We start from the raw sequence: 24,573 nt of genomic DNA, 5'->3' as shown, positions 1-24,573 counted from the left end.
GCAAAAAGCGGCACGGGCAGACTTGCAGATCCCCGAAGTCAAGCATGCGGCCGCTCTTTGCTCTTTTTTTGTAGCTACAGTTTTAGCGTTTCCAACGCTGCAGCCGCAGCCTGCTGCTCGGCTTCCTTTTTGGAACGTCCGTTCCCGCGGCCCAAGCTGCGTTCGCCCATATACACTTCGGACACGAATTCCCGCTCGTGCGCCGGTCCGCGTTCTTCCACGATCCGGTATTCGAGCACGCCGAGATTGTGATGTTGGGTCAATTCCTGAAGTTCGGTCTTGAAGTCGCTCATTTGCAGTTTGCCGTCCCAGGCGACCTGCGGGAATACGTAGCGGTCGAGGAACCCCCGCACCGCTTCGAGCCCCTGATCGAGGTACAGCGCGCCTACGAACGATTCGAACACGTCCGCGAGCAGGGCCGGACGGCTGCGGCCGCCCGTCAGTTCTTCCCCTTTGCCGAGCAGCACGTAAGAGCCGAAATTCAGCACTTCCGCGAACTTGACCAGCGAAGGCTCGCACACGATCGCGGCGCGCAGCTTGGTCAGTTCGCCTTCCGGCCGGCCGGGATACCGATTGTAGAGAAATTCCGACACCGTCAGCTCCAGGACCGCGTCGCCCAGAAATTCGAGCCGCTCATTGTCATGATGCTGACTGAACCGGTGTTCATTGACATACGACGCATGCGTGAAAGCCTGTTTAAGCAGAGGCTTATCCGCAAACTGGACTCCTAGTTTTTGCTGCAGTTGTTTCAGATCTCCGCTCAACGTCCCGGCTCCTTACGCTTCGAATTTTTTGAGAATGACGGAAGCGTTATGGCCTCCGAAGCCGAACGAATTGGACATGACGACGTTCAGCTCGGCTTTGCGCGCCGTGTTCGGCACGTAGTCGAGATCGCACGCTTCGTCCGGATTCTCGATGTTGATGGTCGGTGCCATGATCTGGTTGTCCAGAGACAAGGCGCAGATGACCGCTTCCACGCCGCCGGCCGCGCCGAGCAGATGCCCGGTCATCGACTTGGTGGAGCTGACCGCCACTTTGTACGCGTGGTCGCCCAGCGCCATCTTGACGGCTTTGGTCTCCGACAGATCGCCTGCCGGCGTGGACGTGCCGTGCGCGTTGATGTAATCCAGGTCTTCGGGCTGCAGTCCGGCGCTCTTGAGCGCCATCTTCATGCAGCGTGCCGCGCCGTCCGGATCGGGATCGGTCATATGGTGCGCGTCCGCGCTCAGGCCGTAGCCGACCACTTCCGCGTAGATGCGCGCGCCGCGCGCCTCGGCATGCTCCAGCGATTCGAGCACGAATACGCCGGCGCCTTCGCCCATGATGAATCCGTCGCGTTCCTTGTCGAACGGACGGCTCGCTTTGGACGGATCGTCGTTGCGGGTCGACATGGCGCGCATGGCGCAGAACCCGGCCAGACCCGTCGGACGAATCGTCGCTTCCGCGCCGCCGCAGATCATCGCGTCGGCATCGCCGCGCGCGATCAGCTTGAACGAGTCGCCGATCGAATGCGTGCCGGTCGCGCAGGCCGTAACGACCGACGTGTTCGGACCTTTGGCGCCGAGCTTGATCGAGACGTCGCCCGAGCCCATGTTCGCGATCATCATCGGGATGAAGAACGGGCTGACCCGCTTAGGCCCTTTTTGCAGCAGGGTCGTGAACTGGTCTTCCCACGTGCCGAGTCCGCCGATGCCCGAACCGACGATAACGCCGATCCGTTCCGCTTCGACGGTGTCGCCGATCTTCAGGCCGCTGTCCTGCAGCGCCTGCGTGGAAGCTGCGTAAGCGAACTGCACGTAGCGGTCCATCTTGCGGGCTTCCTTGCGTTCCACATAGTCTTCGGGATTGAAGTCGTGAATCTCCGCGGCAATCTGCGTCGGATACTCGCTGACGTCGAAGCTCTCGATTTTCGAGATGCCCGATTTGCCCGCGAGCAAACTGTTCCAAAACGTTTCCACGTCCTTGCCGAGGGAAGTCACGACTCCCATACCGGTAACGACTACTCTGTGCTGCTGTTCCATATGGGTCACCTCTATATCTGCGAATCCCGCTAACGGGAGTTCTGATTATTTATTCCCTATTCGATCCCTAATTGTTCCCTAAATGAAGGAGAAGTCCCGAGCCGGCTTTATGAAAAAGCGCGGAGCGGGACTCTTTAACGCCCTTAGGTATGAGATTGTATATAACTTACAACATCACCTACGGTCGTAATCTTCTCTGCGTCTTCGTCAGAGATCTCCATGTCGAACTCGTCTTCCAGCTCCATGACCAATTCAACCACGTCGAGCGAGTCCGCTCCGAGATCTTCCTTGAAAGAAGCCGTTGGCGTAACTTCCGCTTCGTCGGCGCCAAGGCGGTCCACGACGATGCGCGTTACGCGCTCCATTACATCAGACATCCGATTCACCTCCTCTTCAAAAGGTATTATACGAGAAGCTCCGCCAAAATGCCACTGTTTGAAGCAGGGTTTGCAAACAAGCGGTTTACAACCCCTGCCAGCGATGGTTTACATGTACATGCCGCCATCGACATGAAGGACTTGTCCCGTCATGTACGAGGCGTCGGGCGAAACCAGAAAAGCGACGGCCGTCGCGACTTCCTCCGGACGGCCGAGACGGTTCAGCGGGATACCCGCGAGCAGTCCCGCTTTGAGTTCTTCCGACAATACGTCGGTCATATCCGTGTCGATAAAACCGGGCGCCACGCAGTTGACCGTAATGCCGCGGCTGCTGAATTCGCGCGCGCACGACTTGGTCATGCCGATCACGCCCGCTTTGGCCGCCGTGTAGTTGACCTGCCCGGCGTTGCCGATCGTGCCCACGACGGACGAGATGTTGACGATCCGGCCCGAGCGCTGCTTCATCATCGGCCGGCTTACGGCTTTGATGCAGTTGAACACGCCTTTGAGGTTCGTCTCGATCACGTCGTCGAATTCTTCTTCCTTCATGCGCATCACCAGATTGTCGCGGGTAATGCCGGCATTGTTGATCAAAATATCGAGACTGCCGAATTCGGCGGCCACCGCTTTGACCAACTCTTCCGCTTCGGCGCTTTTGCCCACGTTCGCTTTGAACGCGGCCGCTTTGACGCCGAGCGCTTCGAGCTCGCGCACCACTTCGAGCGCCGCCGCTTCGTTGCCGGCGTAGTTGACCGCCACGTTTGCGCCGCGGCGTCCCAGTTCAAGCGCGATCGCCCGGCCGATGCCGCGCGAAGCGCCCGTCACGAGAGCGTTCTGCCCCTTGATTGACTGTTCCATGTTAACCTCCCGCTTGGGCGCGCCCTGCCCGGCCGACGATCGGCGAACGGAAAAGGCGCGTCCCGGAAAATAAGATCCGTGTCCGGACGGAAGCTTTACGCGTCCGCCGCGCACGGGGTTTCATTCGTTCAGCCGGAGTTTTGCCTAAGCCAGCGCTTCGGCCAGCGCATCCGCGCTTTCGAGGCTGTTCACGCTGAAAATCCGGACGGATTTTTCGATTTTCTTGATCAGGCCGGCCAATACGCTGCCCGGACCGATCTCGACGAACGTATCGACGCCTTCGGCGATCAGCCACCGGACGCTGTCTTCCCACAGCACCGGCGAATACACCTGGCTGACGAGCGACTGCCGCAGCGCTTGTGCGCCGCTGACCGGACGGGCGCTGACGTTGGCCACGACCGGAAAAGCTCCTTCGTGAAACTGAACGTCCGCAAGCGCCTCGCCGAGCCGCTCGGCCGCTTCCTTCATCAGCGACGAATGGAACGGTCCGCTGACTTCCAGCGCGATCGCGCGCTTGGCGCCGGCTTCCTTGACGCGGGCGCTGAGCGCCGCGACGCCTTCGGCAGAACCGGACACGACAATCTGTCCGGGGCAGTTCAGGTTCGCCGGCTCGACGACCGTTCCCGCCGCGGAAATGTCCGCGCACAGCGCGGTCAGCTGGTCGCGATCGGCGCCGAGTACGGCCGCCATCGCGCCCTGCCCGCCCGGAACGGCCGCTTCCATGAACTGTCCGCGGGCGCGGACCGTCGATACGGCGTCTTCGAACGAGAGAATGCCGGCGGCGGCAAGCGCGCTGTATTCGCCCAGGCTGTGCCCAGCCGCGTAATCCGCCTTGATGCCTGCCGCCTTGACCGCTTCCAGCAGTGCAAGGCTTGCTGTCAGCAGCGCAGGCTGCGTGTTCGCCGTCTGCTTGAGTTCTTCAACCGGTCCGTCGAACGCAAGCTTCGTCAGCTCTAATCCGAGCGTACGGTCCGCCGCTTCGAACAGCGCGCGGGCTGCCGGCAGCGCGTCGTACGCGTCGCGGGCCATGCCCACGCTCTGCGCGCCCTGTCCGGGGAATACGAATGCTATTTTACCCATCGTGAATGCTCCTCCCTTACCCGACCGGTACAATGCTGCTTGCCCGATCAGTGCTTACCAGATCAATGCCGCTCCGCCCCACGTCAAGCCGCCGCCGAAGCCGACCATGACGACGCGGTCGCCTTCTTTGATCCGGCCTTGTTCGTAGGCTTCGACGAGCGCCAGCGGAATCGAGGCGGCCGACGTATTGGCGTACTTGTCCACGTTGATCATGACGCGATCTTCCGACAGATCAAGCCGCTGCATGGCGGATTGGATAATCCGGATGTTCGCTTGATGCGGAATAAACAGGTCGATATCGTCTTTGGTCATGTCCGCTTTGCGCAGCACTTCCTCGGTGGCCGTGCCCATGATGCGGACCGCGAACTTGAATACGTCGCGTCCGTTCATCTGAATGAAATGCCGGCGCTGGTCGATCGTCTCCTGCGAAGCCGGCAGGCGCGAACCGCCCGCCGCCTGCTGAAGCAGGCCGCCGCCCGCGCCTTCGGCGCCGAGATCGAACGACTGGAAGCCGCGTCCTTCCGGCACTTCGCCGAGAATGACCGCGCCCGCGCCGTCGCCGAACAGCACGCAGGTGTTGCGGTCGGTGTAATCGGTAATGCGCGACAGCGTGTCGGCACCGATGACGAGGGCATTATTGTACATGCCGTTCTGAATAAATCCCGTCGCCGCCGCGAGGCTGTACACGAACCCGGAGCAGGCCGCGCCGAGGTCGAAAGCCGCCGCTTTCTTGGCGCCCAGCTTGTCCTGCAGAATGCAGGCCGTCGAAGGGAACGACGTGTCCGGCGTAACGGTAGCCACGACGATCAGATCGAGTTGATCCGCCGTCATGCCGGCCGCGGCCAAAGCCTGAACGGCCGCTTCGTACGCCAGGTCGGACGTCGCCTGTTCCGGAGCCGCGATATGGCGCTCCCGGATTCCGGTCCGGCTGACGATCCATTCGTCGTTCGTATCCACCATTTTCTCAAGCTCTGCGTTGTCCAAAATGCGCTCCGGCACATATTTGCCTGTTCCGATCACGCCAACCGGCCGTAAGTTCTTCATTGATCCGTCACTCTCTTCCCGCTGATTTGCTGATTTACGTGTTCCATGCTTGCCGAGATGCTCGGCACGAGCCGGTGTTCGATCGCCGTTCTCGCCTGCCGCACCGCGTTTTTGATCGCTTCGGCGTCCGACGAACCGTGCGCCTTGATCACGAGCCCGTTCAACCCGAGCAGCGGAGCGCCGCCGTGTTCCTTGTAATCCATTTTGGACTTGAGGCCGCGCAGCTGCGGCATCACGAGCGCCGCGCCGATCTTCGCTTTGAACGAAGACGTCAATTCCTGCTTGAGCAGCTTGAATACCGCTCCGGCCGTTCCTTCCAGCGCTTTGAGCAAAATGTTGCCCGCGAATCCGTCGCAGACGAGCACGTCGCAGACGCCGTCCAGAATGTCGCGCGCTTCGACGTTGCCGACGAAGTTGATCGGCAGTTCGGCGATCAGCGGATAAGCCGCTTTGGTCAGCTCGTTGCCTTTGCCCGGCTCGGTGCCGACGTTCAGCAGGCCTACTCTCGGCCGCTGGATGCCGTGCACCTTCTCGCGGTACAGACTGCCCATCAGCGCGTACTGCGCCAGATGCTCGGGCTTGGCGTCCATATTGGCGCCGAGGTCCAGCGCAAGCGTGCCCTGCCCGCTCTCGTCGAGCGTCGGGATCATCGGCGCGAGCGCCGGACGTTCCACGCCGTTCATGCGTCCGACGACGAGCAGGCCCGTCGTCATGAGCGCGCCGGTGTTGCCGGCGGAGATCATCGCGTCCGCAAGACCTTCCTTGACCATGCGTCCGGCCACGACCATCGAAGCGTCCTTTTTGCGGCGCACTGCTTTGACCGGTTCGTCCTCGCCCGAGATCACTTCGCCCGCATGGACGATATGAAGATTGGGCAGTCCCGCGCCGATCAGCGGCGCAAGCTTCGATTCTTCGCCGACCAGCTGGATCGTCAGATCGCTCCATTCGGCCGCGGCCGCAAGCGCTCCGGCCGCCGTGCTCTCGGGGGCGTGGTCGCCGCCCATGGCGTCTATTGCAATAATCATGTCCGCGTCCTCCTCGTCGTAACCGCCTACCGGTTCTTGTCGTCGGACCGGTAAATGATGAAGTTTCCCTGAAATACCATCTCTTCCCCGACATAGGAAAGCACTTCGACCTTGGCTCTGCCCGCCTTGCCCGGACTGCTCCGGACGTACGCTTTGGCGATGCATTTCTCGCCGAGATGGATCGGGCGCACGAAGCGCAGATCCGCCGAGGCGGTCAACGCGATCTCGTCGTTGATGACCGCGACGGCCAGCGAGTTGGCCTGGGCGAAAATATGGTGACCGCGCGCAATCTGCGTGCGGCTGAATACGTGTTCGTCGCGGATCTCGAAGATCGAAATGCCGCTTCGGTCGAGCTGAAGATCGATAATGTCGCCGATCACTTCTTCCGCAGCCAGCGACCGCACCTGGTCGTAAGACCGTTCCGCCATCAGCTTCATCCGCTCGCGGAGCTCGGGAATGCCGAGCTCCATCCGGTCGAGGCGAATGGTCTGAATGCTGACTTTGAGGCGGCGGGTCAGTTCCCGGTCGGTTACGAACGGATTCTCGTCGATCAGTTCGACGAGTCTCTGCTGGCGCTGCCGTTTCGGTAAACGTTCGATGCCGGTCTCCTCCTTATGCCGCCCGTAGGCTGGGTAAAACTTGCGCGAGCGGGAAGGCCGCGCCGAACGCCGCCTTCTCCCCCGCTTGATCCGATTATTCGCGCCCGCTGCCGGGCCGCTTCCCCTTTGAATCGACTCTTCCGCGAAAGCCGCGCATTCTTGTGCGCTTCTATGTAGGTCCGCCGCGAAAGATTTTAGAACCTGGTACTAACCGCTAGTATAAATCATTCTCCCGCAAAAGGAAAGGGGCACGCACTTACTGCCTGCCGCCCCTTCTTGGCGCGCCGCAAAAAAGCGCAGCCCCGACACAAAAAGAGGGATAAAAAAGGCATTAAAAAAGAACACAAAAAAAAGCCCCGCCGGGCGGCGAGGCTTTTTCGGAACCGCCGAAGCGATCGCTTATTGAGAAATAACTTCTCTGGACTTGTAAGTTCCGCAAACTTTGCATACGTGGTGAGCCAGCTTCAGCTCTCCGCATTGTTCGCACTTCACCATGCCCGGCACCGCCAGCTTGAAATGCGTGCGACGCTTGTCGCGGCGCGTCTTGGACGTTCTCCGTTGAGGTACTGCCATGTTTAACACCTCCTTATTCAAGTCAACCGGCCCGAAGGCCGGATGTTTGTGCTGGACATCCTGCGCTTACTTAAAGAAATCTTTGAGCCCGGCAAGCCGGGGGTCGATTACCGTATTGTCGCAGCCGCAGGCCGTTTCGTTCAGGTTCGTTCCGCACGTCTGGCAGAGCCCTTTGCAGTCCTCTTTGCAGAGGGGCGCGTTGGGCACGCCGAGCGTCACGTACTCTTCCAGATACGGCGTCAGCTCGAAAACGTCGTCGTCCGTGAGGATCATGTCCTCGTCGTCTTCAAGGTCCGCTTCATTCTCTTCGCGCTTCTTGAACCGCTCTTCGAAATGAATGTTCAATTCGATGCGAGCCGGTTCGAGGCACCGCGAGCAAACCATGTCCAAATGTCCCTTCAGCGTTCCGCTTACGCCTACCGTTCCGTCCATCGACGGCATTGCCGTCAGATCGGCTTGAACGGGAGCGGCGGAAAGCACGTCGGTACGACCCTGGATCGATTGTTCGATCGGCACGCTGCCTTCCAGAACAACCGGTTCACCGTTTTGAATCGTTCTGCGCAAATGCAGACGCATATTCATCACTCCAAACAAACAAAGTTATTATATCGACTTATCTTTGGTTTTGTCAACCGTCAGTCAAGTATTTTTCATTTACGCCCTTTTCGGCGCGGGCCGCGGCTTAGAGAGCGATTTGTCTCTTTCGCCAAAGCTTTTGCGCGTGTAAGCTAGGAGAAGCGCTCGTGCGGTTCGCGCCTGGACGGCACGTTCCTTGCGGTCTTCCCGTTCGCAGCGTAAAAAAAGTTCCGGGATCTGCCGGACGAAGTTTCATTCTACCATATATTTTCTGACTTGTTAAGGGAGGAGACCCGATCTTTATATGAAAACGGTCGGATTGGTCGTCGAATACAACCCGTTCCATAACGGTCACCTGTTTCATCTGCGCCGTTCGCTCGACATTTCCGGCGCCGAAGCTTCGGTCGCCGTCATGAGCGGACCGTTCATGCAGCGCGGCGAACCGGCGCTGCTGTCCAAGCGCGCCCGGGCCGAAATGGCGCTGGCCGCCGGCGTGGACCTCGTGCTGGAGCTGCCGGTGCTGTACGCGCTCCAGCCGGCGGAATGGTTCGCTTTCGGTGCCGTGTCGCTGCTGGACGCCTCGGGCGTCGTGGACAGCGTCTGCTTCGGCAGCGAGAGCGGCGAGATCGCGCCGCTGCTGGATCTGGCTTCGCGCATGCAGGCCGGCGAATCGCCGGCTCTGCGCGAAGCGCTGCGCCAGGCCCTGGCCGAGGGCCTGAGCTTCCCGGCCGCCTACGCCAGGGCGGCCCAGGAGCAGGGCGGCGGCGATTCCGCCGCGGCCGCCGCCCTGCTGGGCAATCCGAACGATACGCTCGGATTGCATTACGTGCTTGCGCTGCGCCGGCTCGCAAGCGGTATGGCGCCGCTCGCCGTGCGGCGCGAACAGGCCGGCTATCACGATGCCGGCCTGCCGGGCGGCGGCGCGATCGCAAGCGCCACCGCCGTGCGCGCGGCGCTCGCCCGCGGCGCCGGCGGCCTGAGCGAGGCCGCCCCGTACCTGCCGCCTTCTTCGCTGCGCATCCTGCGGCGCGAAGCGGAAGCCGGCCGCATGCTGCCGGAAGGCTGGGAGGCGCTGGCGCAGCCTCTGCTGACGTCGCTTATTACGCGCCCGCCCGAAGAGCTTGCCCTCGTCCCCGGCATGGCCGAGGGCCTGGAACACCGCATCGCCGCCGCGCTGCCGCGCCTGCCCGTGCCGGGCGTGGAGGTGCTGCTCGCCGCGATCAAGACCAAGCGCTATACGCGCACCCGGCTGCAGCGGCTGCTGGCGCACGCGCTGCTGAACCATCGCGGCCCCATGTTCGGCCGCGACAGCCTCGCCCGCGGACCGCAGTATATCCGCGTGCTCGGCTTTTCGCCGACAGGCCGGCAGCTGCTCAAAAGCATGAAAAAAACGGCGAAGCTGCCGGTCGTCGTCCGCGCCGCGGATTTTCCCCATCCGCAGCTCCAGCTCGATATCCGGGCTTCCGCCGTTCAGGCGTCGGCTTTTCCGTCTCCGGACGTGCGGGAGATGTATGCCGATTATTACGCGCCGCCGATCACGGAGTATTGATTTTTCGTAGGAATCCCGTAGAACTTGCGCGGACTTTTCGCGTTTTTCGCGCGTCCGGCATGCTGCTTGGGTGCCCGGACGTTTTTGGCTTGCACCTCTGCGGCGTCCGCGTTTGCGTCTGCGTGCGCGGACGTCTTTTCCAGGCGCGACGTCAGTTTTTGACCGACATTTTGTCGATATAATCGAGCGCTTCCTGCAGCGTGCCTACGGGAACGAGCTTCATGGAAGACTTCGTCTCCCGCAGCTTCAGCTCGGCTTCCGCGTAGTTGCCCTGCGGCACGAAGAACAGGTCGGCGCCTTTTTGCTCCGCCGCCACGATCTTGTGCTGCACGCCGCCGATCTCGCCGACCGTTCCGTCCGACTTGATCGTGCCGGTTCCGGCGATCCGGTAACCGCGCGTCAGGTCGCCGGGCGTGAGCTGGTTGTAGATCTCCAGCGTGAACATCAGTCCCGCCGACGGTCCGCCCACCTGCGTCTGCGTAAAGATCACTTCGTCGGCCGCATCGTCCGGATCGATACGCATCACTTCGCCTGTCGAGACGCCAAAGCCCGCGCGCGTCGTGCCGTCTTCGTTCGGAATCTCGACCAGCTTCACCGACTGCCGCAGCGTCCGTCCGTTGCGTTCGAGCGACACTTCGACCGTATCGCCGGCCGCATACGATTCGAGCTGCTTGCGCAGCCCTTCGAGCGTGGATACTTTTTGTCCGTCGACAGCCGTGATTTTGTCGCCCGTCACGAATTCCCGCTGCTGCGGGTCGCGGTCGGGCACCGTCGTAATAAAGACGTATTCCGTCTCGACATCGAACGGAACGCCCGCTTCCCGGTAAGCCGCGGCCACGGCCGAAGATTGCGAGGAGTTCATGTAATACTGCTGCGTGATCCGGTATTCGTCGTCGTCCTGATCCTGATTGCGTTTGCCGATCTCGGCATCGTCGTCGAGCAGCGACAAGCCGAGCAGCGCCAGATTGGCGTACGTGACCGATACGGTCGTCATCAGGAACGAACCGTTCTCTTCCGGGTCGGCCCCCGCTACGCGGACCATCGGCTTGATCTCGTCGGCGCTGCCCGGCCGCTCGATCGTGTACGACGTCGGCATGTAGACGAGCACGTACACGAGCAGGGCAAGGCACAGCAAATAAGCCAGCGTCCGAAGACGCGGCAGCCTGAATTGCGGCATAAAGGTCGTTCAGCTCCTCCTGCTTGAACGGGCTTCGCGCAGGGTGCATATGCACCTTTCGCGAAGCCCGTTTGTCGGTAATGGGTGTTATACTCTATTCGCCGTGCAGCTTCGCCCAGAGCGCCGTGCGCACTTCCGGCGTCACCAGTTCGCTGATATCGCCTTTGAACTGCGAAATTTCTTTGACGACGCTTGAACTGAGGTACGAATACAGCGGATTGGTCATCATAAAAATAGTCTCGACGTTCTCGTTCAGCTTACGGTTCGTCGTCGCGATCTGCAATTCGTATTCGAAGTCGGTGACGGAGCGCACGCCCCGCACGACGACCTGCGCCTGCTTCTGATCGACATAGTTGACGAGCAGATCGCGGAACACGTCCACTTCCACGTTCGGCAGGTCGGCCGTGGCCTGGCGCAGCAGGTCCGCCCGCTCTTCGGCCGTGAACAGCGGCTTCTTGCTCAAATTGTTGAGCACGGCCACGATCAGCCGGTCGTACTGCTTGGCGGCGCGGTGGATAATATCCATATGCCCGAGCGTCACCGGATCGAAACTCCCCGGGTAGACGGCGATGCGTTCGATTTTGGTCACTTTTTCCATCAAGATTCCAAATCCTCCTCTGCGGGCTGTGTCTGTTCGCCCTGCTGCGTCTTCCAGTTGTAAATGGAGACGGCGGTTTCCCCGTATACGGCTTTGCGCTGCAGCTCGAATCCGCCGAACGCTTCCGGATATTCGTACGACGATTCGTATTCCAGCAGCACGACCGCTTCCTGCTTGAGCAGGCCGGCTTCTTCCATATAGAGCATCAGCTCCGCGCCGTTCTTCATGCGGTAAGGCGGGTCCAGCAGCACCAGATCGAACGCGGCGTCCCGCTTGGCCAGTGCTTTGAGCGCACGCTGGGCGTCGTTGCGGTACACTTCGGCACGGCTCTCGAATCCGGTCACTTTGAGATTCGCGCGCACGACTTCGATACTTTTGGCGTCCGCGTCGACCAGGATCGCCCGCTCCATGCCGCGGCTGATCGCTTCGATCGCGAGCCCGCCGGTGCCGGCGAACAGGTCAAGCACCGCTCCCCCTTCGAAAAAAGGTCCGATCATGCTGAATATCGCTTCTTTGACTTTATCGGTCGTCGGGCGCGTTCCTCGGCCCGGCACCGCTTTGAGCGGTCTTCCTTTTGCTTCTCCGGCTACTACTCTCACGCCTTGTCGTCCTCCCGTATCTGCATGCTGCGCCGGTCTGTCGGCTAGTTCTTATCGTAACACAACCCGGCGGCGAGTAAAACGGCGGGAATCGGCTCGGCACCGCGCGGCGCAGCCCCGATGCGCGGCCTTTTAAGCGCGGCAAAAATCGCCGTGCGACTTCACATCGGCCGCTCCCTTTTTCGTCTGCGCCGAAATAAGTGCGTGCGGACAGTTATTTCGGCGCAAAACAAGCGATTTGGCGAAATAGGTGCGCTAATCCACTTAATTCGCTCGTTTGCCGTCTTCCGCCGCTTTTTTAGCGCAAATAACTGCTTTGTCGCACTTATTTTTGCACGGTGCCTGAATCCGGTATGAATAAGTGGAAAAAAGCAGTTATTTGCGAATTTCGAAGATTGGGGTCGTAGGGGTTTGAGGTTCAGCAGTTCGGGCCAAGCTTTTTTTCAATATAAAAAAACCTCCGGCTTCCGGCGCGTCTCTCCTATAGCTAGTAGAGACGCGCGGGATGCCTGGAGGGGAAAACGAATTCGGAAGCCGAGCGGCGGTCCGTCGTCGAGACAGCTTGATCCGTTATCGAAAATGAGGATTTTATCGCCGGGCTCTTTAATCGGTTAGCGAAAATAATGCTCCCATAGTCCGGCTGTTCGATCCATCATCGGAAACAAACCGCCCGTTACCGGGCCGACTGCTCCGACGCCCGGTCCGCCGACGAGTAAGCCGCGTCCGTGACCGAACCGGACCTACTCCGCCGTAGCCGTATGCCGGAACAGGTGGGCCGGTTGGCCTTTGGGGCCCGGGCGGCAGACGAACAGCGCGCCGGCCAGCGGCTGCTCGGCTTTTTGCTCGTCGGACAAGCCGTCGATCGCCGTCGTGATGTACAGGTCGCCGTAATCGGCGCCGCCGAACGCGCAGCAGGTGACGTTGTCGACAGGCAGCAGAATCTCGCCGACTTTGAGGCCTGCGGCAGGGTCCCATTTGCTGACGCGGCCGCCGCCGTAATGCGCGATCCACAGATGGCCGTCGGCGTCGACCGCCATGCCGTCCGGGAAGCCTTCTTCGTCGTCGAAGGAGACGACGGTGCGCTCCGCGCCGAGTTCGCCTCGCTCCACGTCGAATTCGAACGCCTGGACTTTCTGGGTGCCGGTATCGATATAGTACAGCACCGTGCCGTCGGGGCTCCAGCCGAGTCCGTTCGAGGTGGACACGTCGCCGAAGATGCGGCGCGTCGACAGATCGCTGTCCAGACAGTAGAACGCGCCTTCGCGCTCTTTGCCGACAAGGCTCATCGTGCCGGCCCAGAACCGGCCGGCCGCGTCGCATTTGCCGTCGTTGAACCGGTTGTCCGCCCGGTTCTCGGGATCGTGGATCGGCGTCTGCCGGCGGCTGTTCAAGTCGTAGAAGACGAAGCCGCTCTCGACGGCCAGCACGACCGTATCGTCGGTATGGCCGACGGCCGCGCCCGCTCGTTCCGGCAGTTCGTGCACGTCTTCGCTGCCGTCCTCCGGATTATAGAAGCGCAGCTGCTTGCCTTCGATGTCGACCCACATCAGCGTCTGCTTGTCCTCCAGCCAGTTGGGGCCTTCGCCGAGCGTCGCCCGGTATTCGGAGACCGGCTCCGGTGTGATGCCTTTGAATTCGTTCATCTCGATTCTCCTTCCGCAGGGTGCGCAGGTATGGTGGGTATGTATACAGTTACCCCAATCGGACGTTCCGGTATCGGTTTAGTGCCGTTCCCATTCGAAATCGAGCGCGTTCAGCAGGCCCCGGGCAAGCAGCATGCTGCCGGCCGTATTCGGATGCACGTGATCCCAGCCGTTCGACAGCGAAGACTGCACCATATGGTGGCCCATCCGGTCGAATGCCGCCTGGGTATCGACCAGCTCCGCGCCGTAATCGCCGGCCAGCCGCTTGATGACCGCGCCGTAGCGATCCATCATCGCGCGCATCGGATCTTCCGGACCGGTCATGTAATACGGCGTCATCAGAATCAGCCCTTTGAGTCCCGGCTGCACGGCGTCCAGCAGTTCGCGCAGCGTCGCTTCGTATTCGTCCAGCGTGACGGCGGGCTGGATCGCTTCCGGCGTGTCGAACTGGCGCCATACGTCGTTGATGCCGATCATGATCGACAGCCAGTCCGGCTTCAGGTCGAGCACGTCGCTCTGCCAGCGCTTTTTGAGGTGGCGAACCGTATCGCCGCCGATGCCCGTGTTCAGCACGAGCGTATTCAATTCCGGGTAGCCGGTGCGCAGCAGCGCGTCGACCAGCGACGCGTAGCCGCTGCCCAATCCGCTGCCGTAGCCGACCGGATAAGCGCGCCCGGTATCGGTGACCGAGTCTCCGATCAGCAGCAGTTTGTCGTTGCGATTCAATTTCATATGCCGTTTCATCTCCTTGGAATATAAACTTCATGATGTGAACTTCGAGCCAAGCGAACTTCGAACTTGAGCGAACCTCCACACAGCAATTCGCGATCGGTTCCGCCATTTCCTGTTCGCCGTTTACTTTTCCTGCCGATTTCCGTCATTTTCCGCTAACTTTCCTTCATGCTGCGGCTTTATTTTCGTCATTCCGGCTCTATTTTCTTCATTCCGGCTCTATCGCGCGCATTCCGTCTTCAATGCAGCGTCCGAAACTGCTCCGGCGTCACGCCTTCCTGCTTGCGGAACGTGGCAACGAAATGGCTGGCATCGCGGAAGCCGACGAGACCCGATACTTCCTTAACCGTCATGCGGGGATGCAGCGTCATCATTTCTTTGGATTTGCGCAAACGCAGCAGGATCAGGTACGCGTACGCCGTCATCCCGAACGCCTGCTTGAACAGCGTATTGAGATGCCGGGGCGTAATATCGGCGCGCTGCGCCATATCTTCGAGCCCGATGTCCGAGTCGGCGTAATGCCGGTCGAGAAATTCCAGCACGGGCGCGAGCCGGCGGACAGAGTTCGACAGCGACGGCAGGCGATTGACCCGCCCGTCTTTTTTGAGCAGAGTCAGGAACCGGTACACCTCCACCGAGAAGCTCAGCCCGGACAAATCGCGCGCGCTGTCGATCCCGCCGAGCAGCGCCGGGACGAAGCCGCTCAGCTCCGCTCCCCGGTCCCAGCCGTAATACGAAGACACCGGCAGACCGAGCGTCGCGAGAATGGCTCCGGTCTGCGGTCCGCCGAACGTCATGTAGAACGTGTCCCATTTGCCTTCGATCGGACGGTAGGAATGGCTTTCTCCCGGAAGGAGCAAAATGCCCGAGTCCGCTTCCAGCAAATACTTGGCGCCGCCCATCGAAATTTCGCCTTTGCCGCCCGCCGTTTGCAGCCAGTGGTAGCAGTTGTACCCGTTGGGGCGGGAAATGGCTTCTTGATCCGGGTTATAGCCGATGCTCTCCATGTAGACCGGCAGCGGGAGATCCTTGATTTCCGTAAAATAACGTCTTTCGGTCAAATATCGTCTGTAAGCGCTATCCATCGCTATGTCCCCTTTGGATCGAATATTTCTTTTTTCTTATATCCCTATCCCTTTTTATTATATTTTATAATATTTTTGAGTAGATTAATATAGACTTATTCTTATATGTCGAGGTGATTTTTTATGATTAGCAGCAAACTTCCCAAAATCTTTTACGGCGGCGATTACAACCCGGAGCAGTGGGACGCCGAGACGCATCGCGAAGACCTCCGCATGTTCAAACTGGCCGGAATCGATATCGCGACCGTTAACGTATTCGCCTGGGCGCTGAATCAGCCGGACGAAGCGACCTACAACTTCGAATGGCTCGACGAGCTGATCGACAGCCTGCATGCCAACGGCACTTATGTATGTCTGGCCACGAGCACCGCCGCCCATCCCGCGTGGATGGCCAAGCGCTACCCGGACGTGCTGCGCACGGACGCCGACGGCCGCAAACGCAAGTTCGGCGGACGCCACAACTCCTGTCCGAACAGCCTGACGTATCGCAAATATGCGGTGCGCATCGCGGAAAAGCTCGCCCAGCGCTACAAAGACCATCCGGCGGTCATCGTCTGGCACGTCTCCAACGAATTCGGCGGCGACTGCTACTGCGACAACTGCGAGAAAGCGTTCCGCGTCTGGTTGAGAGAACGTTACGGCTCGCTGGACAAGCTGAACCATGCGTGGAACACGAACTTCTGGGGCCATACGTTCTACGACTGGGACGAGATCGTGCTTCCGAATAATCTGAGCGAACATTGGGGCGAGAACAATTCGACGTTCCAGGGCATCTCGCTCGATTACTCGCGCTTCAACTCCGACAGCATGCTGGAATGCTACAAGCTCGAACATGCCGTGATCAAGAAGAATATTCCGGACTCGGTTATCACAACCAATCTGATGGGCTTCTTCAAGCAGCTCGATTACTTCAAATGGGCCAAAGAGCTGGACATCGTCTCGTGGGACAACTACCCGGGCCTGCAGACGCCGGTCAGCTACACGGCGATGGCGCACGATCTCATGCGCGGGCTCAAGAACGGCGATCCGTTCATGCTGATGGAACAGACGCCGAGCCAACAGAACTGGCAGCCGTACAACTCGCTGAAGCGCCCGGGCGTCATGCGGCTGTGGAGCTACCAGGCCGTCGCGCACGGCGCGGACACGGTTATGTTCTTCCAGCTTCGCCGCTCCGTCGGCGCGTGCGAGAAATACCACGGCGCCGTGATCGAGCATGTCGGCCACGAGCATACCCGCGTCTTCCGCGAAGTGTCGGAACTCGGCCGCGAACTGGGCGAGCTGGGCGACCGCCTGCTCGATTCGCGTCTGCCGGCCAAAGTCGGCATTTTGTTCGATTGGGAAAACTGGTGGGCCGTCGAGAAGTCCAGCGGACCGACCGTCGCGCTCAACTACGTCGACCAGATCCATAAATATTACAAAGCGTTCTACGACCGCAATATCCAGGTAGATATCGTAAGCGTCGAGTCCGATTTCAACGCGTACGACATCGTCGTCGCGCCGGTGCTGTACATGGTCAAACCGGGCGTCGCCGACAAGCTGACGAACTTCGTAAGCGGCGGCGGCACGTTCCTGACGACGTTCTTCAGCGGCATCGTCGACGAATCCGATCGGGTCAAAACCGGCGGATACCCCGGCGAGCTGCGCAAGCTGCTCGGGATCTGGGTGGAAGAGACCGACGCGCTGTTCCCGGATATGCGCAACCGGATCGTCGTGAACGGCGAATTCGGCTCGTTGAGCGGAAGTTACGAATGCGGCATGCTGTGCGATCTGCTGCATACCGAAGGCGCGGAGACGCTGGCCGAATACGGCGACGACTTCTACAAAGGCATGCCGGTGCTGACCCGCAACGCGGTCGGCGAAGGACAGGCGTATTACGTCGCTTCCGATCCGGAGCCGGCGTTTATCGACGGCCTGCTGGAACGTCTCTGCGCCGACAAAGGCGTTCTCCCGCTGCTGAACACGCCGGAAGGCGTCGAAGTGACCCGGCGGGTCAAAGACGGCGAAGAGTTCCTGTTCGTCATGAACCACAATGCCGATCCGTCGACGTACGAACTGGACGGCCGCTATACCAATCTGTTGAACGGCGACGCGCTCGGCGGTTCGGCCGTTATCGCGGGACGCGATGTGCAGATTTTGAGCCCGGCCAAGTAAAGCGGCGGGAATGTTCAACAGATGGGCGCTCCGGGAATCGGATTACTCCGAATTCAAGCGTATCCGGCGCCCTTTCTTTTCCCGAAAAACACTTTCGCCTATCCCCTTACCTTCTGCCGCAATCCTAAAACGTCCGCACATCCACCTGGGATGCGCGGACGTTTTTGATGTCGGCGAAAAAATTACGAAACCCGATTCCGGCTTACATGCCGAGCGCAGTGCCGGATACAAGCGCCACGACGAGCACGACGGCGACCAGAACCAGCAGCAGCAGCACGCCGAGAATGAAGTACATCAGCAGCGCGCGCCAAGCGGAGAACGCATGCGCTTCGCCGGTCGCGTGCAGGATCAGCACGAACGCCCAGAATCCGAAAGCGAATTCCAGCAGCAGCACGCCCATATACAGCAGGCTGCGCAGGGTGCTCGCATCAAGATTCGGCGTCTCGAACGTAAAGTTCTCCCGGCCGGCGATCAGCAGTTCGGGAATCCACAGCAGTCCGATCATGATGCCGAGCATGCCGCTGATGCGCCCGACGACGATACGCATGTCTTTGGAAGAACCGACGCCGCCGAGCCAGCCGCCGACCAGCTTGAACAGCCACGAGACGACGTAATACGTCACCAGGCCGCTGATCAAGCCGGTGACCATCACGGACAAGACAAGCATCGGCAGACTCATGTCGTCGCCCCAGTTTCGCGTGGACGCCGTGTTCAGCGCGCCGAACATACTTGCGATCAAAGCCAGCAGCAGCGCCCCGCGCAGCGGTCTGGCCGAATAGATGAAGTCGCGCGTCACGAGGCGCGGATGCATCCACACCCCTCGCCACGGCGACAATCCGCTCGGCGTATGCCGGCTGTCCGCCTGTCCGCCGCGCCCGCTCAGGCTGCGGCTCTCCGGATAGCGGTCTCGCGGATCGAGCTCCCGCTCGTTTGGTTCATTGTTGTCTCTTCCGTATCTCCCGTCCATGTTCCCGTTCCACCGTTTCTGTTCTGGATTTTGATAGCGACGAACCCTTACTTAAGCCCATACACTCTCGCTTCATAAGGCCGCAGCTGCTTGTGATCCAATCCGTCTTCGCCGTAATTGCCGACGATCAGCGACGCTTCGCGTTCAGATAGAGGCGCCGGCCAGTCGAACGAAGTCGGTTCTGTCGAGAAGTTGAGCACGATCAGCCACGTCTCGTCGCCGAGCGTGCGCGTGTAAGCGTACAGCGTCTCATGGTCCGGCAGCAGCAGCTGGTATTCGCCGTATGTCATAATGTCGTGCTGTTTGCGCAGCGCGATCAGCTTTTTGTAATAATGGAACACCGAATCCGGATCGGCCAGCTGCTGCTTGGCGTTGATCGTCTTGTAGTTCGGGTTGACCCCGATCCACGGCGTGCCGGTCGTAAAGCCCGCGTAGCGACTATCGTCCCATTGGACCGGCGTGCGCGCGTTGTCGCGGCCTCTCGTCTGGATCGCTTCCATGACCGTGCCGGGATCGGCGCCGCCGTGCGTAACTCTCTCGTTATACATGTTCAGACTCTCGATGTCTTTGTAATCGTCGATCATCGGGAACTTGACGTTGGTCATGCCGAGTTCTTCGCCCTGGTACACATAAGGCGTTCCCCGCAGCGTATGCAGCAGCGTGGCGAGCAGCTTGGCCGATTCGGCGCGGTATTCGCCGTCATTGCCGAATCTCGATACCATGCGCGGCTGATCGTGGTTGTTCAGGTACAGGCTGTTCCAGCCTTTTTCCGCCAGTCCGACCTGCCATTTGTCCATGACCGCTTTGAACTGCGGCAGCTTCCACGGCACGATGTCCCATTTGCCGCCCGGTCCGCCGTCCAGACGCATATGCTCGAACTGGAACACCATTTGCAGCTCGTCGCGTTCTTCCGCCGTGTATTTTTTCGCTTCGTCGACCGTCACGCCCGGCATCTCGCCGACTGTCATGACGTCGTACTTCGACAGCACCTCGCGGTTCATCTCCTGCAAAAACTCATGGATGCGCGGGCCGTCCACGTAGTACATGCTGCCGTCCGCGATCGGAGCCGTTCCGTTCGAAGGCAGCCCTTCCACTTTGGAGATCAGGTTGATGACGTCCATGCGGAAGCCGTCCACGCCTTTGTCGAGCCAGAACTTCATCATGTCGTATACGGCTGTGCGCACTTGTTCGTTTTCCCAGTTGAGGTCCGGTTGTTTTTTGGAAAAAAGGTGCAGGTAATATTGGCCGCGCTGCTCGTCGTATTCCCAGACCGGGCCGCTGAAAAAAGACTCCCAGTTGTTCGGAATGCCGCCGTCCGGAGCCGCGTCGCGCCAGACGTAATAATCGCCGTATTCGCCGTCCGCGTCTCTGCGCGATTCCACGAACCACGCGTGCTCGTCCGACGTATGGTTGACGACGAGATCCATCATCAGCTTGATTCCGCGCTCGTGCAGACCCGCAAGCAGTTCTTCCCAGTCCGCCATCGTGCCGAATTCGTCCATGATGTCTTCGTAGTCGCTAATATCGTATCCGTTGTCGTCGTTCGGCGATTTGTACACCGGCGACAGCCAGATCACGTCCACGCCAAGCTCTTTGAGGTAATCCAGCTTCATAATGATGCCCCGCAGATCGCCTACGCCGTCTCCGTTGCTGTCCATAAAGCTGCGCGGATAGATCTGATACACGACCGCTTCTTTCCAAAAAGCACGTTCCATAATCATTCATTCCTCCTCGTCGTTTGCCTGCTTCGATCACCGCCCAGAAGGCAGGCGATCCTTGTCTTAACCCATTTACCCAGAAAGCGGAAGATTGAGCGGAGGAACGGAAAAAGTTTGAATATTCGGCGCTGTTAAAAGTAAAGTTCGTTTTACGTAAAGTGGGCTTGACATTAAGAACGGTGGTAAAGTATACTTTACGTAAAGTCAGCTTTACACAAAGCGAGGAGGTGCGGCGTGCAGACCCGAATTCGAGAAAAACGGACCGAGCGCGATATGACGCAGGAAGAGTTGTCCGAACGGCTGGACGTATCGAGACAGACGATCATTTCGCTGGAAAAAGGCAAGTACAAACCTTCGCTTATTCTGGCCCACAAGCTGTCGCAAATTTTCGAGTGCAAGATCGAAGACCTATTCGTATTCGAAGGAGATGAGAACATTGAATGAAACGTTGATGCAAATGGCGGTACCGATGAATCTCGGAGGACTGATCGGATTGTTCGGAGGGCTGCTGCTCGCTCTGCTCGGCTGGGCGTTCGGGCGGCATATGCAGCGCAAAAACCGGGGACTCGACGAGCGGACCGACATTATTACGACGCGCGCCAAATCGTTTTCCTGGAACGTACTTATCCCCGCGCTCCTGATCTGCTGGGTCATCATCACGCTGTTCGACGGGATCGGCCTTCCTTTCTTCGTCATCATGGCCCTGTTCGTCATCAGCCAGATCGCTTACGTGTCTTCGATCGTCTACCATAACGGCCGCAACTGAACACGGAAAAAGCGTATCCAGACAAGCCGAAACCGTTTTTCGAAAAAGCCTCTATGCACAAAAAGCCTCTTTTTATAAAATGGATATGTTCCATAATATTGAATAAAAAGGGGCTGCAAGAAATTGAACAGAAGGTTTACGAAAGCATCGGGAATTCTGCTGATCGCGCTTGCGCTGCTGATCGGCGGGATCTCTTTGCCTTCTCCGGCGGCAGCGGCGGGTACATACGTGGTCACGTTCAAGGAAGCTCGCCTGGTCTCCAACAGCCATGTGGGCAATGAATGGTACACCGAAGCGCAGGTTAACGGCAAAAACGTGGACGAAGGCGCAAGCGTCAAAGTCTCGTTCGACACGATCAAGCTGTACGCGTATGCCGAAGAACAGGACAAAATTACGGACATCGGCGAAAAAAGCCAAAGCGTCAAAGCTTCGTCCGTCACCGCTTCCGGCAAGACCGTCAAGCTGAAAGTGAACGTCACCGAAAACCGCGGCCGCTACTCGGGTCATACCGCGGTCTGGGAATTCACGTACACGATCAAGAAGCAAAAATAAGATCGTGCAGCGCGAAACCAACAGCGGGCGAAGCTTCGCAAAGCGCAAGCACCATCTGCAAAGTTCAAACCCACCTTCATGCAAGCTTTGCCCGTCAAGCCGGACGCGTCCCCGCGTTCCGGCTTTTCGCTTTTTGCCGTGAAGGCCCGGCCGGTAACCGCCGAACAACAGGATGCCCGAAAGCGTATTCGGCGGGTACCCAGGGTGCGCGGCGGCGTGGTACAATGAAGCGCTTGAACGCCCGCTTTTTCATGCCCGGCCCAATTTTGACAGAATCGAGGGATTCCTTGACGTGAACGATCATTTCGAAGTCCGAAATATCGGCGTGTTTGCCCATATCGACGCGGGCAAAACGACGACGACCGAATATATGCTGTACCGCAGCGGAAGCATCCGCGCCGCAGGCAGCGTCGACGCAGGCACGACCTCCACCGATTCGCTCGACGTGGAGCGCGAACGCGGCATTTCCGTGAAAGCGGCTTCAGCTTCGCTGAACTGGAAAGGCACCCGGCTCAACCTGATCGATACGCCGGGACACGCCGACTTCCTCGCCGAAGTGGAGCGCACGCTCGGCGTGATGGACGGCGCCGTGCTGATCGTCTCCGCGGCCGAAGGCGTCCAGGCGCAGACGGAGATTCTGTGGCAGGCGCTCCGTCTGCTGCAGATCCCTACCGTGATCTATATCAACAAGCTCGACCGGGTCGGCGCTTCGTTCGAGCGGACGCTCGGCGATATCGCCCGTCTGCTCTCGCCGTCGGTGCTGCCGGTCCAGCAGCCGACGTACGGCGCGGACGGCGAATTTGCCGGCATTCGGGTGCTGTGGACGGACGACGCGGACAGGTCCGGAGCGCAGGATTCTTCCGGCGGAGCGGCCGGGGCCTATTCATTCCCGGGTTCCGGCGATGCCGGTCATGGCGGTGATGCCGGTGATGTCGGTGATGCGGCCCGTCCGGACGCAGACGACCTGGCGTTTCGCGCCGCCGCGGCCGAGCAGCTGGCCGAGTTCGACGAGGAGCTGCTGCTGCGCTATATCGAAGGCGATCTGCCCGAACGCGCCGAGCTTGCGCAGCGAATCGCGGACCATGCGGCCGCCGGCGAGATGTTCCCGGTCTGCTGCGGCTGCTCGCAGCGCGGAATCGGCATCGCCGAGCTGCTCGATGCCATGCTCGCTTTCCTGCCCGCTCCCGCGCCCAAGCCGGGCCTTGCCGGCATCGTGTTCAAAGTCGAGCGGGACCGCGCCATGGGCCGGGCCGTCTGGATTCGCCTGTACGGCGGCACACTGCGCAATCGCGACGTCGCGGCGCTGCACGGCCGCGCGTCCGAGGAGAAGATTACGCAGATCCGCAGGCTCGACGGCTTGAAAAGAGTCGACGCGGGCGAGTTCTCGGCCGGCGACGTCGCGGCCGTATACGGCCTGAGCGACGCGTCGATCGGCGACATCGTCGGCGATCCGGACCTCGTGCCGCAGACGCCGCAGCTCGCCGTGCCGCTGCTGACTGCGCGCGTGCTTCCCGAGAACGATACCGATTACACGGTGACCGCCGAAGCGCTGCGCGAGCTGACGGACGAAGATCCGCTGCTCGGCCTCGTCTTCGTGCCCGAACTGCGCGAGCTGCATGTGCGCATGATGGGCGCGATGCAGCTTGAAGTGCTCGGCAGCATGCTGCGCTCGCGCTTCGGCCTGAACGTCGGCTTCGGTCCGCCGGCCGTCATCTACAAAGAAACGCCGGCGCAGCGCTGCGAAGGGCGCGTCGCCTATCTCGCGCCCAAGCCGTGCTGGGCGATTCTGCATTTTACGATCGAACCCGGCGAGCCGGGCAGCGGGCTGCAGTACCGTTCGCTTGCGCGCGCCGACGACATTTTGCCGGCGTACCAGAACGAAGTGCGGCGCCGCGTGCCCGAAGCGCTCAAGCAGGGACTGTACGGTTGGGAAGTGACCGACCTGATCGTCACGCTGACGTACGGCCAGAGCCATGTCTGGCACACCCATCCGCTCGATTTCGTAATCGCGACGCCGATGGGCCTCATGAACGGCCTGGCCGCAGGCGGCACCAAGCTGCTGGAACCGGTGCTGCGCTTCCGCATTTCGGTGCCGGAAGATAACGCCGGCCGCGTCCTGAGCGACCTGTCGCGGATGCGCGCCGAATTCGATCCCCCGTTCGCCGAAGGCGGACGCTTCTTGATCGAAGGGCGGATCCCCGCCGCCACTTCGCTGGACTACGCCGTGGAACTTCGCTCGTTCACTTCCGGCAAAGGCATGCTGACCGCTTCATTCGACGGCTACCAGGAAGCCCCTCCCGGCACCGAAGCGTCCCGCCCGCGCGTCGGCATTAGCCCGCTGGACGAAGCGAAATACATTTTGAGCGCGCGGAGCGCTTTGTAGAAGCCGCCGGCCGGGGCGTGGAGAAGTGGCGGGAGATGGCGGTGGAGACGGGCGGATTGTGATCGGTGGGTCGAGATCGGTAAATGGAGATCGGCGGATGGACCGATGGAAACGGGCAAACGGAGATCGGCGGATGGACCGATGGAAACGGGCAAACGGAGATCGGCATATCGGGATGGGTATATCGAGATGGGTATATCGAGGCAAACGGATCGCGATTTGCAAACGGAAATCGACGGATGGCGACGCGCAAACCGTGATCGACGGGTCGACGCAAGCAAATTGTGATTTGCACATGAGGATCGACCGTTAGACATGGACGGATCGAGCCCCTGCCTCTTCCTCACCCCCACAGAATGAGCGCATCTTTCGGGGGATCTTTTGGCAAACTTCGTTCTTCATGCCTGCTCTCGCCCGGACAACTGCGTGAAAGCGGCTACTCCCCTCCTCGTTTCTCGTTCCGGCACGAATAACTGCGAGAAAGCATTTATTTCACTCTT

General features: G+C 60.1%; 24 protein-coding genes. 6 read left to right on the top strand and 18 right to left on the bottom strand.

What is annotated here, in order from left to right:
* Positions 1-74: 74 nt before the first annotated feature.
* The 10 genes from rnc to FFV09_RS19350 form a co-directional block, all read right to left on the bottom strand.
* Positions 75-764, bottom strand: a complete 690-nt coding sequence (rnc, locus tag FFV09_RS19395) for a ribonuclease III (protein ID WP_141449361.1) — start codon at positions 762-764, stop codon at positions 75-77.
* A 12-nt stretch (positions 765-776) separates the two neighbouring features.
* Positions 777-2,021, bottom strand: coding sequence for a beta-ketoacyl-ACP synthase II (fabF, locus tag FFV09_RS19390; RefSeq protein WP_141449360.1), 1,245 nt, complete (start codon positions 2,019-2,021; stop codon positions 777-779).
* Between the two features lie 143 nt (positions 2,022-2,164).
* Positions 2,165-2,398, bottom strand: coding sequence for an acyl carrier protein (gene acpP / locus FFV09_RS19385; RefSeq protein ID WP_141449359.1), 234 nt, complete (start codon positions 2,396-2,398; stop codon positions 2,165-2,167).
* A 108-nt stretch (positions 2,399-2,506) separates the two neighbouring features.
* Complete coding sequence (gene fabG, locus FFV09_RS19380) at positions 2,507-3,256, bottom strand: 3-oxoacyl-[acyl-carrier-protein] reductase (RefSeq protein WP_141449358.1); 750 nt, start codon at positions 3,254-3,256, stop codon at positions 2,507-2,509.
* A gap of 144 nt (positions 3,257-3,400) precedes the next feature.
* On the bottom strand, positions 3,401-4,336 hold the full coding sequence (gene fabD, locus FFV09_RS19375) for an ACP S-malonyltransferase (protein ID WP_141449357.1): 936 nt from the start codon (positions 4,334-4,336) through the stop codon (positions 3,401-3,403).
* A gap of 54 nt (positions 4,337-4,390) precedes the next feature.
* Positions 4,391-5,380, bottom strand: a complete 990-nt coding sequence (locus FFV09_RS19370; protein ID WP_141449356.1) for a beta-ketoacyl-ACP synthase III — start codon at positions 5,378-5,380, stop codon at positions 4,391-4,393.
* Positions 5,377-6,405 carry a phosphate acyltransferase PlsX gene (plsX, locus tag FFV09_RS19365; protein WP_141449355.1) on the bottom strand — a complete coding sequence of 343 codons (1,029 nt, stop codon included), beginning with the start codon at positions 6,403-6,405 and terminating at the stop codon, positions 5,377-5,379. The genes FFV09_RS19370 and plsX overlap by 4 nt, the downstream gene beginning before the upstream one ends.
* A 26-nt stretch (positions 6,406-6,431) precedes the next feature.
* Entirely contained in the window at positions 6,432-7,004 is a 573-nt protein-coding gene (gene fapR, locus FFV09_RS19360) for a transcription factor FapR (RefSeq protein ID WP_037282468.1), read from the bottom strand.
* Positions 7,005-7,403: 399 nt separating this feature from the next.
* On the bottom strand, positions 7,404-7,577 hold the full coding sequence (gene rpmF, locus FFV09_RS19355; protein ID WP_018975076.1) for a 50S ribosomal protein L32: 174 nt from the start codon (positions 7,575-7,577) through the stop codon (positions 7,404-7,406).
* Positions 7,578-7,643: 66 nt separating this feature from the next.
* Positions 7,644-8,153 (bottom strand): YceD family protein, encoded by a 510-nt coding sequence (locus tag FFV09_RS19350; RefSeq protein ID WP_160441697.1) that lies wholly within the window; start codon positions 8,151-8,153, stop codon positions 7,644-7,646.
* Positions 8,154-8,457: 304 nt separating this feature from the next.
* Here FFV09_RS19350 and FFV09_RS19345 point away from each other — a divergent pair, with 304 nt between their 5' ends.
* A complete protein-coding gene (locus tag FFV09_RS19345; RefSeq protein WP_141449353.1) occupies positions 8,458-9,702 on the top strand; it encodes a tRNA(Met) cytidine acetate ligase in 1,245 nt (414 codons plus the stop codon).
* A 151-nt stretch (positions 9,703-9,853) separates the two neighbouring features.
* On the opposite strand, the gene FFV09_RS19340 is transcribed toward FFV09_RS19345, so the two are convergent.
* The 6 genes from FFV09_RS19340 to FFV09_RS19315 all read right to left on the bottom strand — a co-directional run bounded on the left by FFV09_RS19340 (position 9,854) and on the right by FFV09_RS19315 (position 15,536).
* Positions 9,854-10,879, bottom strand: coding sequence for a SepM family pheromone-processing serine protease (locus FFV09_RS19340; RefSeq protein WP_141449352.1), 1,026 nt, complete (start codon positions 10,877-10,879; stop codon positions 9,854-9,856).
* 94 nt (positions 10,880-10,973) lie between these two features.
* Positions 10,974-11,477 (bottom strand): pantetheine-phosphate adenylyltransferase, encoded by a 504-nt coding sequence (gene coaD / locus FFV09_RS19335; protein ID WP_141450545.1) that lies wholly within the window; start codon positions 11,475-11,477, stop codon positions 10,974-10,976.
* Complete coding sequence (rsmD, locus tag FFV09_RS19330; RefSeq protein WP_141449351.1) at positions 11,477-12,076, bottom strand: 16S rRNA (guanine(966)-N(2))-methyltransferase RsmD; 600 nt, start codon at positions 12,074-12,076, stop codon at positions 11,477-11,479. The genes coaD and rsmD overlap by 1 nt, the downstream gene beginning before the upstream one ends.
* A gap of 740 nt (positions 12,077-12,816) precedes the next feature.
* The gene (locus FFV09_RS19325) at positions 12,817-13,719 is read right to left on the bottom strand and encodes an SMP-30/gluconolactonase/LRE family protein (protein WP_141449350.1); all 903 of its coding nucleotides are present in this window, start codon (positions 13,717-13,719) and stop codon (positions 12,817-12,819) included.
* A gap of 78 nt (positions 13,720-13,797) precedes the next feature.
* Positions 13,798-14,451, bottom strand: coding sequence for an SGNH/GDSL hydrolase family protein (locus FFV09_RS19320; RefSeq protein ID WP_141449349.1), 654 nt, complete (start codon positions 14,449-14,451; stop codon positions 13,798-13,800).
* Between the two features lie 239 nt (positions 14,452-14,690).
* Complete coding sequence (locus FFV09_RS19315; protein WP_141449348.1) at positions 14,691-15,536, bottom strand: AraC family transcriptional regulator; 846 nt, start codon at positions 15,534-15,536, stop codon at positions 14,691-14,693.
* 123 nt (positions 15,537-15,659) lie between these two features.
* On the opposite strand from FFV09_RS19315, the gene FFV09_RS19310 reads away from it, so the two are divergent.
* On the top strand, positions 15,660-17,687 hold the full coding sequence (locus FFV09_RS19310) for a beta-galactosidase (RefSeq protein WP_141449347.1): 2,028 nt from the start codon (positions 15,660-15,662) through the stop codon (positions 17,685-17,687).
* A 202-nt stretch (positions 17,688-17,889) separates the two neighbouring features.
* Here FFV09_RS19310 and FFV09_RS19305 read toward each other — a convergent pair whose 3' ends face one another.
* Positions 17,890-18,654, bottom strand: coding sequence for a YIP1 family protein (locus FFV09_RS19305; protein WP_141449346.1), 765 nt, complete (start codon positions 18,652-18,654; stop codon positions 17,890-17,892).
* 47 nt (positions 18,655-18,701) lie between these two features.
* A complete protein-coding gene (locus FFV09_RS19300) occupies positions 18,702-20,369 on the bottom strand; it encodes a glycoside hydrolase family 13 protein (RefSeq protein ID WP_141449345.1) in 1,668 nt (555 codons plus the stop codon).
* A gap of 237 nt (positions 20,370-20,606) precedes the next feature.
* Between FFV09_RS19300 and FFV09_RS19295 the strand changes: the two genes are divergently transcribed.
* The 4 genes from FFV09_RS19295 to FFV09_RS19280 all read left to right on the top strand — a co-directional run bounded on the left by FFV09_RS19295 (position 20,607) and on the right by FFV09_RS19280 (position 24,073).
* A complete protein-coding gene (locus FFV09_RS19295) occupies positions 20,607-20,816 on the top strand; it encodes a helix-turn-helix transcriptional regulator (protein ID WP_141449344.1) in 210 nt (69 codons plus the stop codon).
* On the top strand, positions 20,809-21,138 hold the full coding sequence (locus FFV09_RS19290; protein ID WP_141449343.1) for a hypothetical protein: 330 nt from the start codon (positions 20,809-20,811) through the stop codon (positions 21,136-21,138). Before FFV09_RS19295 ends, FFV09_RS19290 begins: the two co-directional genes overlap by 8 nt.
* A 123-nt stretch (positions 21,139-21,261) precedes the next feature.
* Positions 21,262-21,690 (top strand): hypothetical protein, encoded by a 429-nt coding sequence (locus FFV09_RS19285; protein WP_141449342.1) that lies wholly within the window; start codon positions 21,262-21,264, stop codon positions 21,688-21,690.
* Positions 21,691-21,982: 292 nt separating this feature from the next.
* Entirely contained in the window at positions 21,983-24,073 is a 2,091-nt protein-coding gene (locus FFV09_RS19280; RefSeq protein WP_246098385.1) for a GTP-binding protein, read from the top strand.
* Positions 24,074-24,573: the final 500 nt, after the last annotated feature.

It is taken from the genome of Saccharibacillus brassicae (genome assembly GCF_006542275.1).
Classification (GTDB): Bacteria; Bacillota; Bacilli; order Paenibacillales; family Paenibacillaceae; genus Saccharibacillus; species Saccharibacillus brassicae.
Note: the sequence above shows the minus strand (reverse complement) of the source record. Positions and strands in the feature narration are given on the sequence as shown.